The organism is Lamprocystis purpurea DSM 4197, from assembly GCF_000379525.1.
Lineage (GTDB): Bacteria > Pseudomonadota > Gammaproteobacteria > Chromatiales > Chromatiaceae > Thiodictyon > Thiodictyon purpureum.
In genome coordinates this window covers 114,249-128,789 of sequence record NZ_KB902531.1, presented here as the reverse complement: position 1 = coordinate 128,789, position 14,541 = coordinate 114,249, and the positions used below count along the sequence as shown (strand labels likewise).

Annotated in this window: 9 protein-coding genes and 1 pseudogene; 8 read left to right on the top strand and 2 right to left on the bottom strand. The window is 63.4% G+C overall.

What is annotated here, in order from left to right; genetic code table 11:
- The first annotated feature begins 32 nt into the window (after positions 1–32).
- The 8 genes and pseudogenes from A39O_RS0124825 to A39O_RS0124795 all read left to right on the top strand — a co-directional run bounded on the left by A39O_RS0124825 (position 33) and on the right by A39O_RS0124795 (position 11,880).
- Positions 33–1,142, top strand: a complete 1,110-nt coding sequence (locus tag A39O_RS0124825) for an AAA family ATPase (RefSeq protein WP_020507364.1) — start codon at positions 33–35, stop codon at positions 1,140–1,142.
- On the top strand, positions 1,139–1,333 hold the full coding sequence (locus tag A39O_RS0124820) for a DUF4276 family protein (RefSeq protein ID WP_020507363.1): 195 nt from the start codon (positions 1,139–1,141) through the stop codon (positions 1,331–1,333). The genes A39O_RS0124825 and A39O_RS0124820 overlap by 4 nt, the downstream gene beginning before the upstream one ends.
- Before the next feature lie 150 nt (positions 1,334–1,483).
- Positions 1,484–1,636: pseudogene (locus A39O_RS43695) on the top strand (DUF1156 domain-containing protein); the annotation flags it as partial.
- 90 nt (positions 1,637–1,726) lie between these two features.
- Positions 1,727–4,207 carry a DUF1156 domain-containing protein gene (locus tag A39O_RS35025; RefSeq protein ID WP_169338490.1) on the top strand — a complete coding sequence of 827 codons (2,481 nt, stop codon included), beginning with the start codon at positions 1,727–1,729 and terminating at the stop codon, positions 4,205–4,207.
- 14 nt (positions 4,208–4,221) lie between these two features.
- Positions 4,222–5,313 (top strand): PDDEXK nuclease domain-containing protein, encoded by a 1,092-nt coding sequence (locus tag A39O_RS0124810; RefSeq protein WP_020507361.1) that lies wholly within the window; start codon positions 4,222–4,224, stop codon positions 5,311–5,313.
- A gap of 2 nt (positions 5,314–5,315) precedes the next feature.
- A complete protein-coding gene (locus A39O_RS0124805; protein WP_020507360.1) occupies positions 5,316–8,201 on the top strand; it encodes an ATP-binding protein in 2,886 nt (961 codons plus the stop codon).
- Positions 8,202–8,209: 8 nt separating this feature from the next.
- Positions 8,210–10,591, top strand: a complete 2,382-nt coding sequence (locus A39O_RS0124800; protein ID WP_020507359.1) for an McrB family protein — start codon at positions 8,210–8,212, stop codon at positions 10,589–10,591.
- Positions 10,588–11,880 carry an McrC family protein gene (locus A39O_RS0124795; RefSeq protein WP_020507358.1) on the top strand — a complete coding sequence of 431 codons (1,293 nt, stop codon included), beginning with the start codon at positions 10,588–10,590 and terminating at the stop codon, positions 11,878–11,880. The genes A39O_RS0124800 and A39O_RS0124795 overlap by 4 nt, the downstream gene beginning before the upstream one ends.
- A 369-nt stretch (positions 11,881–12,249) precedes the next feature.
- On the opposite strand, the gene A39O_RS0124790 is transcribed toward A39O_RS0124795, so the two are convergent.
- Positions 12,250–12,648: a hemerythrin family protein gene (locus tag A39O_RS0124790; protein ID WP_020507357.1), complete on the bottom strand. Its 399-nt coding sequence runs from the start codon at positions 12,646–12,648 to the stop codon at positions 12,250–12,252.
- Between the two features lie 84 nt (positions 12,649–12,732).
- Positions 12,733–14,373 (bottom strand): glutamate synthase-related protein, encoded by a 1,641-nt coding sequence (locus A39O_RS0124785; protein ID WP_020507356.1) that lies wholly within the window; start codon positions 14,371–14,373, stop codon positions 12,733–12,735.
- Between the last annotated feature and the right edge of the window lie 168 nt (positions 14,374–14,541).

The window sequence follows — 14,541 nt, the reverse complement described above, 5'->3', positions numbered from 1 at the left end:
AGCGCCAAGGAAAAGTCTATTAGGAGTGAAGCATGACCAATGGTTTAAAGCGCATCCGCATCAAGGGATTCGGGTCCCTGCGCGACGTCGAACTGATGCCGGGTCCACTGACGGTCTTGATCGGTGCCAACGGATCGGGAAAGTCCAACCTCCTGAAGGCGCTGCGCATGGTGGCCCTGATGCGGACCAGCGCGCTGCAACGGTTCGTTGGCGAAGCGGCCGGCGGTGCCGCGGCCCTGTTGCACTACGGGCCGAAACACACCCAGGCCATCACCCTGCAACTTGATTTCGAGCAGGCGGGTTCGTCCAATCAGTATTACGCACGACTCGGATACGCCGCGGGCGACCGGCTCATGTATCTCGACGAATCGGTTGGCTACCGCCCGCCCAACCAGCAAGACCCGGGAATGACCAGTCTGGGCGCAGGTCACTGGGAATCCTTGCTGCGCGATCGGGCACCCGCCGACCCCACCGCGAGGACCGTCAACGATTGGCTTTCGCAGTTGACCTTTTTTCACTTCCACGATACCTCCATGACCTCGGCACTGCGCACCCATGCACGGGCCGAAGACGACCAATACCTGCGTTCCGATGGCAGCAACCTCGCGGCCTTTCTCGCCCGGCTCCAACGCGGCGATGATCAGGCCGAGCAAAAGGCCTGGCGGCGTATCAGTGCGCTCGTGCAGCGAGTGGCCCCAGTCGTGCGCGAACTCCTGCCGACCCCGACCAACGGCGGCAGCGTGCGTCTCGACTGGAGCGATGACCGCGACGAGCGCTTTGGCGCCCACCAGCTCTCGGACGGCACCCTGCGCGCCATCGCACTGATCACGGCCCTCGCCCAGCCGACGGAGAAGCTCCCGCGGTTCATCAGCATCGACGAGCCCGAACTGGGCCTGCACCCGGCCGCCATCGGGCTGCTCGCCGAGTTGGCGCGCTCGGTCGCGCACCGCACCCAGGTGCTCTTTGCCACGCAATCCACGGCCTTCCTCGACCATTTCGAGCCGGCGGAGGTCGTGGTCGTTGAGCGGAACAATGCGCAGACACGGCTGCATCGCCCTGACCCAAAGACCCTCGATGGCTGGCTGGAGGACTACAGCCTGTCGGACATCTTTAATAAGGGTGTCATCGGAGGTCGTCCGTGACGCGCTTGATCGTCCTCGTCGAAGGCCAGACGGAGGAGGCATTCGTCAAGGCCCTACTGAGGCCGTATCTGGAAGAACGAGGCGTCTATGTCGCAGCGACGATCGTCGGCAAACTGATCGGGCAAGGGCGCGGCCACGGCCAACGTGGGGGCGGGCACTATCGTCACTGGCGTCGCGACCTGAATGGATAGATCGGTATTCTTGAGAGATTAGGCGCGGTGGCGGACGATGACCAGCGCTGAAAGAGGACATCAGTTGCATCTGCACCGCAGCGCAGGCTTTGCGGCCCAGCCGGCAGCCCGGCGAGACGACAGGAGTGAAGCACGACCGACCGGCGCCTCATTGAGGACAGCCTTCCGATACTTAAGATCGGAGAGATCGCCTCGAAGGAGAAATACCGAGGAAAAAAGCATCTGCAGACCCTGCACCCTTGGTGGGCCCGCAGGCCTCTCGCAGCCTGTCGCGCAATCGCGTTTGCTGCTCTTGTGGATGCGCCAAAAGACGAGGAAGAGCGGCAACGTTTGCATGGCCTGATTCGGGACATCATCGAGTGGGATGCGACAGAACCTGGCACTCCCCTAAACATGCGCCTCGCCGAAGCAGCTCGTTTGGTGGGAGAAGCTCATCAGCGAAGGACCGGAAAACTAACGCCTCCGCGCGTTCTGGACCCGTTCTCGGGCGGTGGTTCCATTCCTCTAGAGGCTGCACGATTGGGCTGTCAGACGCTCGCCGCCGACTTAAACCCGGTAGCCTATCTTCTTGGCGTCGCCGGCCTGTACCTTCCTCAGAAGCATGCCAGGACCCGCAGTCAGAAGAAGGCAACGAGCGGCCAACTTTCCCTTGATGAGATCGTCTGCGCGAGCGAAACCAAGCTATCGCACGACATTCGGACGTGGGGAACTCTCGTTCAGAGTCGTGTGCGCGCCAATTGCTCGAAACTCTATCCGAGCAGTCCTGGGCGTGAAATCCTCGCATACTTCTGGGCCAAGACTGTTCGTTGCTCAAACCCGGCTTGTCGCGTGAGGATTCCCGTCATCGCCCAGTCGTGGCTCACCCGCCAAGATGCTAGGCCGATTGCATTCGACGTAGAGATGGATGCAAGTGATCCGCGAGGATGGGTGACACCGATTCGGGAGGGCGAAGCCATCACGTTCGACCCTTCTGAAGGCACGTATTCTGGCGGAAAGTTGACGTGTCCGGCGTGCAAGCAGATCACGCCGAGCCGCTACATACGTGAAGAGGGCGTAGCAGGAAGAATCGGGGAAGAACTCTTGGTGGTCTGCGAAGTCTCCAACTCCGAGCAAGGGCGAACCTACCGACAAGCCACGAAAGAGGATGCTGAGGCGGTTCAGGCCGCAGTTGAGATGGCGCAAGCAGTTCCAGCGATGGAAGAAGTTATTCCGACCAAGCGCCCGTCATCTAATGCGCGGGGCCTGAGTGCCGTAGTCCGATACGGCTTCGACACGTTCGGAAAGCTCTACAACCCCCGCCAGTTCGTAGTGCTCAACGAGTATGCCTGTGCCATCGAGTCGGCTCGCGCTAAAATGCTGAACGATGGCGAAGACGAAGACTACGCAAACGCAGTCGCGCTTTACCTTGCTTTCGCCCTGAATCGAATCGCTAACCAATGCACACGGCTCTGTCGCTGGTACACTCAGGGTGAGAAAATTCAAGGCGCTTTCTCAAAACAAGCCATCGCCATGGTCTGGGATTACGTAGAGAGCAACCCGACGGGTGACAAGGCGGCCAGTTGGACGGGCGCCATGGACCTTGTTGCAGCCGTCGCAGAACACAACTCGTTCCAGAATCCCGTTGCAGTTCACCTCGGATCTGCCACTGACCTATCGTGGATTATGGAGCCACTAGACCCGGTAATCACTGACCCGCCGTACTACGATTCGGTCCCATACGCCGATTTGTCGGACTTCTTTTTCGTCTGGCTCAAGAGGAGCGTTGGTCAGGCGTTTCCTGGGGAACTCGCCGGTGCACTGACGCCCAAGCGGCGCGAAATCGTGCAGCAAGACTCGCGTCACGGTGGCGCTGCGAAGGCGCGCGAGTTCTACGAAACTGAGATGGCGAAGGCGTTTGGTGCGATGCGAGCCGCGTGTGGAGAACACGCGCTTGTCGTCATCGTGTTCGCCCACAAGACCACGGCCGCCTGGGAGACCCTGCTCAAGGCGCTGCTCGACTCGGACCTCGTGGTGACTGCATCCTGGCCTATCGACACGGAGATGCGAACGAGGACGGCTGCCCAGGGTGCCGCGTCCCTTGCGTCGTCTGTATTCATCGTGTGCAGGCCACGCACCGCTGATGATGCGGGTTTTCTTGACGACGTAGAGCCCGAGCTGAAGTCCACACTGTCGCAACGCCTCGACCACTTCTGGTCCCAAGGCATCCGCGGCGCCGATTTCTTCATGTCGGCCATCGGTCCCGCGGTGGAGGTCTTCGGCCGGCACAAGCGGGTGCTGAAGCTCAGCGGCGAGGAGGTCACGATCGCCGAACTGCTCGATCGGGTCCGGGGCATCGTCGCCGACTATGCCCTGCAGCGCATCGTCCATGGTGAGGCCGCGGGCGATGTGGACGAGGCCAGCCGCTTCTATGTGATCTGGCGCTGGGCCTTCGGCACCACCGAGGTCGACAGCGGCGAGGCGATCCACATGGCCCAGTCGATGGGCTGCGAGTTCAACGAACTCGTCGCCGACCGGGGTGTGCTCCACAAGAAGGGCGACAAGGTGAATCTCAAGGGTCCGCTCGACCGCAAGAAGATCAAGGGCCTCGGCGATCCGGCGGCAACCGGGACCCTGGCACCGCTCATCGACGTACTGCACCGGGCCGCGAATCTCTGGGCGGCCGGCGAGCGACAGGAGCTGGCCGACTTCCTGGGCGCCGCCCTGCCTGCCGGTGGCGCCGATCACATGCAGCGCCTGGCGCAGAGCATCGTCGATGTGCTACCGCCCGGCGACAAGGAGCGGGCGCTCTACGAGAACTTCCTGGTCGGCTCGCGCTCCCTACCCGCGCCGACGCAGCCGGTCGAAACCGCTGACCCGCAGATGAAACTGTTCTGACCGGAGGATTGAAAATGCCCGATCCACTCGTGCCTTACGCGCCCGATGCCCTAGTGGGGGAGCTGCGCGCGCTCATCGAACAGGCGCGCGGCCGGGTCGCGCAGGCCGTCAACAGCGAGCTGGTCTGGCTGTACTGGCAAGTTGGGGTACGTCTGCGCAGCGAGCTTCTCGGCGACGGACGCGCCGCCTATGGCAATCAGATCATCGAGGCCGTGGCGGCTCATCTCATGGGTGAGTTCGGCCGCGGGTTCAATAAGCGGAACATCCACTACATGGTCCGTTTCGCCGAGGTCTTTCCGGATACGGAGATTGTGCACGCACTGCGTGCACAATTGAGCTGGACCCACCTGCGGGAGCTGATCGCCATCGACGAACCGCTCAAGCGACAATTCTACACCGAGATCTGTCGTGTCGAGCGCTGGAGCACCCGCACGCTCAAGGCCAAGATGGACGGGATGCTCTTCGAGCGCACGGCCATCGCCAAACAGCCCGCGGGCGTGGTCGCACAGACGCTGGACGCGCTGCGCGACGAGGGGCGGGTGACGCCCGACCTTGTCTTTCGCGACCCCTATGTCCTCGATTTCCTAGGTCTGCCGACGGACTTCAGCGAAGCGGACCTCGAAGCGGCCATCCTGCGCGAGATCGAGACCTTCCTCTTGGAACTGGGCTCGGGTTTCACCTTCGTCGCGCGCCAGAAGCGGATGTCGATCGGCGCCGACGACTACTATCTCGATCTCCTGTTTTTCCACCGCGCCTTGCGGGCGCTGGTCGCCATCGACCTCAAACTGGGCCGTTTCGATGCGCGCGACAAGGGGCAGATGGAGCTGTATCTACGCTGGCTGGACCGCTACGAACGCCGGCCCGGCGAGAACCCGCCGCTCGGGCTGATCCTCTGCGCCGACAAGAACGAGGAGCAGATCGAACTGCTGGAGCTGGCCGAAGGCTCGATCCGGGTGGCCAGCTATCTCACCGAGTTGCCGCCGCGCGAGCTGCTGGAACGTAAGCTCTTGGAGAGCATCGAGCACGCCCGTGCGCGCGCGCTGAACCGTCCGTCATCGAGGCCGTCATCAAAGCCGACATCGAAGCCGTCATCTAAGGAAGACTAGCCATGAACCAACCCGCCTCGACCACGCCCTGGCGGCAGATCGTCACGCCGCATGACAACATCAAGCAGGGCCGGGTGAAGCAGAACGACTTCGCCGCGAGCCTCGCCGATGTGCTGCATGCCAGCGGCAACCCGGACTACCATGATCCCGTGCGCTTTTTCAATCGCACCTTCCTGACCGCGGGTCTGCGTCAGCTCGCCGGGGAGGTGGTCGGGCGCCTGACCGGTCAGGGTGATGGCGACGCGGTCATGCAGATCCAGACGCCCTTCGGCGGCGGTAAGACGCATACCCTGATCACGCTCTATCACCTGGTAAGGAACGGGCAGGCCTGCTTCGAGCATTCGGCGCTCAAGACCTACTGGCTGGAGCGCGGCTGGCAGATTCCGCCCAGCGTGCCGGTCGCCGCGTTCGACGGCAACCAGGTCGGCACCGGTACCGTCGAACTGGAGCCCGGGCTCGCGGTACAGACCATGTGGGGCCACCTCGCCTGGCAACTGGCGGGACGCGACGGCTACGCCCTGGTGCGCGCCTACGACGCGGACCGCATCACCCCGGGCGGGGAGGAGATCGACCAACTGCTCACCCTGTCCGGCGGCGGCCTCATCATCCTCGATGAGGTGGTCAACTATATCGAGCGGGCGTCCGCGGTGGCGGTGCAGGACTCGACGCTCGCGGCACAAACCCTGACCTTTTTGCAAATCCTGACGCGGCGCATTGGGGGACATGAGCGCTGTGTGTTGGCCGCGACCCTGCCCAAGAGCCGCCTGGAGCTGCACGGCACCGCGTCGGTGGACGCGCTCGACCGCCTGCAGAAGATCTTCGGTTCGGTCCAGAAGATCCGTGAGCCGGTGGAGGGCGACGAGGTCCACGAGATCATCCGCCGGCGCCTCTTCGTGCCCTTTGGCGAGGACACCGAGGACAAAGGCACCCGCACCAAAAAGGCGAGTGGCCGCGACGCTACCATCGCCGCCTATGTGGCCGATCTCAAGGCACGCCCGCAGGTGTCCGATTTCGCCAAGGAGCCGGCTTACGCCCTGCGCTTCAAACAGAGCTATCCCTTCCATCCCTATCTGCTCGACATCCTCAACCGCTATCTCGGCGCCAATCCGAAGTTTCAGCGCACGCGCGGGGTGCTGCGCCTGTTGGCGCTGGTGGTTGCCGACCTGGTGAAGCGGACACACAACGGCGGACTGATCCAGGCCAGCGATATCGACCTCAACAACGAGGAGATCCGCTCCGAACTGCTCGAACTGGTCGACCGCGAGTTTCGCTCCGCGCTGGAGGCCGACATCATCGGTGCCGGGGCCAATGCCGTGGGCCTGGATAAGCAGAGCGCGCAGATGACGCAATGGCGCATCGCGTCCGGACTTGCAACGACGACCTTCCTGTTCACCTGCGAGGCCGGCAACGGGTCACGGGGCGCGACACTGGCGGAACTGCACCTCGCCTCGGCGCGGCCCGAGATCGACCGCGGGACCATCCCTGGCGTCGCCCTGCAGATCAAGGAGCGTTTCCACTTCATCAATACGGAAGGTGACCGGTTCCGCTTCTCGACCACCCCCAACCTCAACCGCATCCTGCTGGACGCCAAAGACGGCGTGGACGACGCGTTGGTGCGTGAGCGGCTCGAAGCCGAGATCCGCAGGCTGCTCGCCCAGGCACCGCTGTCGCCCTACATCTGGCCGGAAGGCCCGGGCGACATCGCCGACAGTGCGAGCAACAAGCTCGTGGTCATGCCGCCCGAGCACACCTTCGGTCCGACGAACCGGGCAGCTACTCAGCAGGTGGTCCTGGAGATCCTGAACAAGAGCGGCTCAACCCACCGTACCCGGCGCAACACCTTGGTCTTCCTGATGGCGGACGAGGCCGAGGTCGCTGCCCTGCGCGAGCGCATCCGCAGTCTGCTCGCCGCCGAGAACGTCGACACGAACCGCGAGCGCCACAATCTGTCCAAGAGCCAGGTGGCCCAACTCCAGACGGAGAAGGCCAATGGCGCCAAGGGCGTGCGTCAGCAAATCCTGCGCGCCTACCGCCACACGGCCTGGGGCGGCAGCAATGGAGCCCCCCTCAAGACCCTCGACATGGGCCAACCCCCGGCCACCACCGAGCAGGGTCTGAGCGAGCTGGTCGTCGCGTTCCTGAAGAACAAGGAGAAGTACCAGGAACGGATCGCCTCGATCCTGCTGGTGCACCCCACCAAGCTTGCGGTCTGGCCGGAAGACGAGCCCGTGCTGAGCCTAAAGGCGTTGCCGGGGTATTTTCGCAACTTCACGCACCTGCCGATCTTGCGGGACGATGATGTGCTGCGTCAGGCGGTTGTCGATGGCGTTCGCGCCGGGCATTTTGCGCTCTGCGAGGGGACCAACGCGGAGGATGCAAAGATCCTGCACTACAAGACAGCGATCACCACGACGGCGGTGGCGCTGGAGGACGGCTATCTGCTGGTACGGCCGACCCTGGCTGACCAGAAGATCGCGGCGGCAGAGGCCAAGGCCGCGGCGGAGACCCCGGCCGTTACCGTGACGCCGCCGGTACAAACCGGCGTCAGCCAGCCAACGACTGGGACCGGCACGACGACAATCATCACGGGCGGGAACACACCGACCGGCGGCACGGGCGTACCGGCGACCGGTTCGACGGAAGTGACTGGGAAGGACGGCAAGCCGCACCGCCTGAATCTGTCAGTCGAGGTGCCATTCACGGACTTCCATGCGTTCTACACCGGCATCATCAATGCACTCGGACGCAACGCGGACCACATCAAGATCAAAATCCAGATCGAGGCGTCGTCGGAGGCCGGTTTCACTCCGACCCTGATCGAGGACACGGTGAAGGAGACGCTGTTCAATCTGTTTCGCACCGACGAGTCGCTTCGGATTGACGAGTAGGAACACCGATGAGCACGCAGGTCAAAGACATCCTCAACCGTTACCTGGCCGCAGAACTGGCGTCCTTGCAGCTCCCGGACCCGGACGCGCTTGCTCGGCAACGAGCGGCCTTCCTCGCGCGTTTCGGGCCGGAACCACTCGCTCGGATGAGTGGGCCGGCGTTGTTGCGGGAACTGCCCCATAACGCCGCCAATGAGCAGCCGATGGACTACTGGCTTGAGTTCAAGAACGACGAGGAGTTCAACTGTGCGCTGTTTGGCAGCATCCTGGGTGGCAGTTCGGCCAAATTCGGCACCTGGCAGGAGAAGAAGAGCGGTTCCTGGCGTGCCCAGCGGTCGGGCTCACGGTCGATTCAAGACATCGCCGAGGATGAGGCCCTGGGGATCGTCGCGGGGCGGCGCGACGAGATGCTGGCGGCGGTTCAGGCCATTGCGGCGTTTGCGCACCAGCCGGTCGAGGCCATCGATCCGCAGAAGTTCCAGGCGGCGCTTGCGGCCGCCGCGCCGCGCTGGTTCGCCAGCGCATGGCTGCACAAGTATCTGCACCTGAACTTTCCCACACTGCTCACCAGAAATGCCACGCAAGCCTATTCGGAAGCCCAGTTATATCGTGTCGGTGAGGTGCCGACGGGGACCGGGGTGTTTGCGCTGGACGTTCAGATCATCCGTTTCTGGAATAGCGTCCCGGCCCTGACCAACCTGTCGGCGGAACTGCGTTACCGCGTCGGCAATGGCCTGGGGCCGCGGAATCACTGGTGCCTTGGGCTCGCCGGCGAGGTGTCGGCCTGGAAGGAGATGCTCGCGCACGAGCACTTGGCGCTCGGTCCGGCCAAGGTAGGGAACCTGGCCGAGGCCATCGCGCTGAACAAACGGCGGGACGTCCGACTGGCCGTGGCAACTGCATTCGAGAGCGCGGGCCTGGGAACGCACTCCACCGAGGTGCGCAACCTCACTGAACTTGCCTGCCGCCTCATGGAGGGGAGCATTGTCGCGCTCTTCTCGGATGCATCCACGGTGGTGGCCGTTGGAGAAGTGACGGGAGGCTATCGCTTTATCCAGGGCGCAGAGCGGCCACATCAGGTGCCCGTGCGCTGGTATCACAACCGCAGCTTCGAAACGTCCACCCCCGTCGATGTGAAGCGTAGCCTGATGATGCTTGAGGCCACCCACCCGGCGGTCGCAGACATTGAGGCCTCGCTGGTGGTCAACGGCGTCGGCCCCTGGCCCAATTTTGCGAGCACGACAGACGCGACTGCGCTGCTGCTTCCCAAATCCACGGCGGTGTCCGGCGGTTTCAGCACTGGCGCGAACGCCGATGCACCGCCCCCGCTGGAAGGGATTTCCCGACACGTAGTTGAGATGCTGGAACGCAAGCGGCAGGTCATCCTCTATGGGCCCCCGGGGACCGGCAAGACCTACCACGCGGAACGCATCGCGCTCGAAATCGTCGCGCGGCATAACTTCAACTGCCTGCCGTCGCAGCTTTCCGACCGCCAGCGTGACACGGTCTACGGCCGCGGCAACCCGGACCCCTTCATTACGACCTGCACCTTTCACCCGATGTACTCCTACGAGGACTTCATCGAAGGGTATCGGCCCGACGGTGAAGGCTTCAAGCTGGAGCCGGGGATTTTCAAGCGCATGGTCACGGTCGCACAGGCGCAGCCAGGCAAGCGCTTCGTGTTGATCATCGACGAGATCAATCGCGGCAACATCCCGAAGATCTTCGGCGAACTCATCACGCTCATCGAGGCGACGAAGCGGGGCTTGAGCAGTTCGCTCCTGCCCCTGTCCAAGGAGCCGTTCAGCGTCCCGGATAATCTCTTCGTCATCGGCACGATGAACACGGCGGACCGCTCCATCCTGCTGCTCGACACGGCGCTGCGGCGACGCTTTGCGTTCAAAGAACTGCTCCCCGAGCCCCATCTGTTGCGCGCCGGCGGCATTGCCGACATCACGCTCAGTACCTGGCTGCGCGCCTTGAATCGCCGCATCGTCGAGCAGCTTGGGCGAGACGGCCGTAATCTTCAGGTCGGTCACGCCTACCTGATGCCGGGCGGGAAGCCCGCGGCGACGCTCGGCCGCATCGGTGAAATCGTACGTGACGAGTTGTGGCCGCTCTTGCAGGAATATTGCTATGAGGACCCGAAAAAACTGGCCAATATCCTCGCCGCGGACAAGGGCGGAGTCTTCGACCGCGAAGCGGCCAACCTGCGCTTTGACCTTTTCGAGTCGGGGCGGGAGGACGAACTCGCGCAGGCGCTGATCGCGATCGTCACGCCCGAGGACAAGAAGCACGACGCGGCGCTGGGCGAGGACGTGGCTGATGACGAGGACGCCGAGGAGTCGGAGGAGAACGGAGTTGGTCAGGCAGGATCCGACCGGGAATGACGAGCAGGCCAACGCTGCACATCCGCGAATGGAGTGCGACCACACCGGACTCGCCGCTGGCGGGCGCGCTGCTGCGTGGCGTGCGCCTGACCGACGCCGACCGCGCGCTCATTGGCGAATTGGAAGGACGAGCGAGCCTCCAATTCACCGAGCTTCGTTCGGGATTGGCCATTTCGGTGGGGCCGCACATCGGCACGGTGAACCTGACCGGCTTGCGCATCGTGATCATGCCGAAGCTGCGCATCGACCACCTGATGAGTATGGTGGCCTACGCCTTTGACCTCTCCGATCTCATTGTCACCGAAACCCAGACGACCTACGCAACGTCCGACCAAGGACTCATTGACCTGTTGGGACTTGCGCTGCTCCGCGCAGTCGAGCGCATCGCCCGCGGTGGTCTGCTGCCGGAGTATGAGTCGCGTCACGAGGCCCTGCCGACCCCGCGGGGTCGGCTGGACTTGCGTCACATCGCCACGCATGCGCGGCTTGCAACCCTGCGCTGCACCTACGACGACCTGACGACAGATCACCGGTTGAACCAGGTCCTGGCGGGCGGACTTCGCCTTGCCGCCGCCGTTATGCAGTCATCGGACCTGCGTCTCGACCTCGCAAGGGCCGCCGACCGTTTCTTCGGGGACCTGACGCGGCTGCCCCTCGCCGCGGATTCGCTTCGCTCGCTCGTTGATGACCTCGACCGCCGCTCCAGCCATTACCGCACCGCGCTGACGCTGGTAACACTCATCCACCAGGGTGCCCGGCTGGGCGCGCATGCTCCCGACGGCGAACTGCCGCTGTCGAGTTTCCTGCTGAACATGAATCTGGTCTTCGAGCGCTTCCTGGGGCGCTACCTCAGCGAACATGCCCCGGACGACATTCGCATCAGCACGCAGGAAGTCCGGGGCGACGTGTTCAACTATCTCGATAACGCGAGCGGATGGAACCGGCCGACCATCCGTCCTGACTTCGTGTTCCGGCGCCACCAAAGTACCGTCGCGCTGGGCGACGCCAAGTACAAGAACCGCTACGAGCACCCGCCCTCGGCGGCCGAATTGTACCAATTGACCACCTATGGCCTTGCCTACGCGATGCCGGAGCCGCGGGAAGTCTTGCTTCTGCACCCATTGACCAACGGTGAACTGGAGCGTGCGACAACACTCCTGTTTGCCCCGGCCGCGGTCGCACAACAGGTGCGCATCCGGCTCGTCGGCGTTCCCATCGACGGTCTCCTCGACGGGTCTGTGCGCGACTGGTGGCCGTGGCGACGTTCTTCCCGCATCTTGCCGGAGTGATGCTGCGGCGTGGGAACCGTTCGTTAATAAGCTCAACGAGTCGATTAGGGAACGACTTCGGCCTCTTGGTCGTTGTCGTTGTCGTAATCGGGGTGACGAAACCCGCGAGGATTCTCCCACACCGCGTCGTTTCGCGGTCCGAGCTTTGCAAACAGCGCAACGATGCGTTGATCCCGTGTGTGGCATCGAAGCCTTGGAAAAGCTTGGCGACCTTGTACGCCCAAGCGACGGAGCGAATCGAAACCCGATCGACAACGGGCTGCTCATGCCTAACTTGAATCGCTTCTCCGATTACGACAACGACAACGATTGCATTCGTTGTTAAAGCTATTGCTAACTCGTTACTGTTGTTGAAAACGGATGTCAGGATCAATGATCGACATAGGGCACATAGTCCAAGTCGGCGCAACTGATATGCTCGATGAGCCAATCCTGCGCGATCTCCAGGGCGCGCTCCGCCAAGTGCTGACTGGGACCGAAGACCTCCAGGTCATACACCAGTTGGTCCAGACGCTCGAAGAAGGCCGCGTGCAGTTGCTGGTGGGCCGCGAGTCCGGGAAAGCCGTGGCGACGCATCAGGTCCTCTTCGGCCTGAAAGTGTCGCGCCGCGTAATCCCGCAAAAAGGCGATGGCGTCCTCGACACCGTGCTCGCCCGCGCAATTGAGAATTTGGTCATACAGGCCATGAGCGGCCGCGAAGAATCCCTGGTGCTGGTGGTCGATCTCGGCGATGCCGATCTTGTACGCGTCCGACCAGTCTCTGAGCATGGTTCACCTCCGATGCGGGTCCGTGAAACGGGCGTTGGCGGTCGGCCGCCGGGACACGCGGTCCCGCGGTCGACCGACAGGCGGTCAGGCGTTCAGCACCGCCATGGCCTGTTCGTGCTGGGCGTCGGTCATGAAGGGGATGCCGGTGACCTCCGCGGTCTCGCGATTGGCGGACATCAGGTCCTCGCGGGCGAGTTGATCGATGGAGAACTTGCGCGCGCCGGCCATGAATTGCTGGAGTCCGCAGGCGAGTTTGTCCGCGTAGCCATACATGGCGACCGCGCCGAACGGGATCTGCTCCATCTCCGCGTCACCGACCTTCTGACGCACCGCCTCCCAGCCCGCGAAGATCGACTCCGGGGTCTCGCCGATGGTCTTGACCGACGAGGGCAGATGGTCCCAGTGACCGGACACGGCGGCGCGGCGCTTCGGCCGCAACACGCCTTCGATGTTGCTGCCCAGGAAACCCGGAATCATCGGTGCCCGCCCCATGCAGACCATCTTCGCGAACGGGGCACCCAGCGCCAGCGCCTTGAACAGATGGTCCTCACGCGCCATCCCCCCGGCGAGCGAGATGTCCGGCACCGCGATGCCGCGCTCGGTCAGGATGCGGCAGTAGTCGTAGGCCTTGGCGTGCAGCGGCAGTGAGGGCACACCCCAATGCTCCATCATGTTCCACGGACTCATGCCGGTGCCGCCGCCGGACCCGTCGATGGTCAGCAAGTCGAGCTTGGCATCGGCCGCGTAGCGGATCGCCATCGCCAGAGCCTCCATGCCATAGGACCCGGTCTTGAGCGAAATGCGCTTGAACCCCAGACCGCGCAGCCGCGCCACCTCGCCCATGAAGGCATCGCGGACCTGCCCGGCCGAACTGAGGTCGGTGGCGCCGAGCCGGCTGTGGCGGGCGAAGCTGGTGATGGCCCCGCGCTCGAACGCGGTGCGCACCGCGGGGTCGGTCGGATCCGGATCGACCAGGTAGCCGCGCGCCTTGAGGAAGCAGGCATAGTCGATGTCACTGACCTGGATCTCGCCGCCGATGTTCTTCGCTCCCTGGCCCCACTTCAGTTCGATGATGATCTGGTCGCCATATTTGTCGATCAGATATTCGGCCACCCCGTTGCGGGTGTCTTCCACATTCATCTGGACGATGATGGCGCCGAAGCCGTCGAAATAGCGGCGGAAGATCGCGATCCGCCGATCCAGTTCCGGGGCGGACGTGATGCGGCCGTTGTCGAGGACCGCGGCGCGGTCGATGCCGACCACGTTCTCCCCGATCACGATGGGGAAGCCGCAGAGTGCGGCACCCACGGCGAACGAATTCCAATACTTGGCGGCGATGAAGGTCGACCCCAGCGCACCGGTCATGATCGGCAGACGACAGGTCGTCTTGACCTCCTGACCGAAGCGGGTGGTGATATCGACGTTCGGGAAGGTGCGATCGTCACTCGTGGTGGAGAGGCGGTCGGTGAGCCCGCGCGCACCGTAGGCGTAACCCTGAATACGCACGGCGTGGTAGCCGATACCCTCCGCCACCGCGTTGCCGGAACCCGAGGTGGTATCACCGAAATTGCGGGGATACAGGAGCTTACGACCCAGGAGCGAGGACAGCCAGGTCTCACACTTGCCCTTGCAGTCACTGCTGCACAGGGTGCAGAGCCCGGATTCACAGGGATTGCCCCGATTGGTGGTTCCCAGGGCATCGTTTTGCTTAGGTGCTTCGTACATGGATCGTCCTCGTCGTGCAGTCGTTAGCGAACACAAAGGTTTGCACCAATGCGGCGCGGCATACTACACCGCGAGATCGATACGCTACAACATAGCGCATTACTGCGCTTCAGGTTGGCGCAGGAGGAACGCAGTCATTCCCCAGGGGAAGGCGGCATCGGCCCCAGT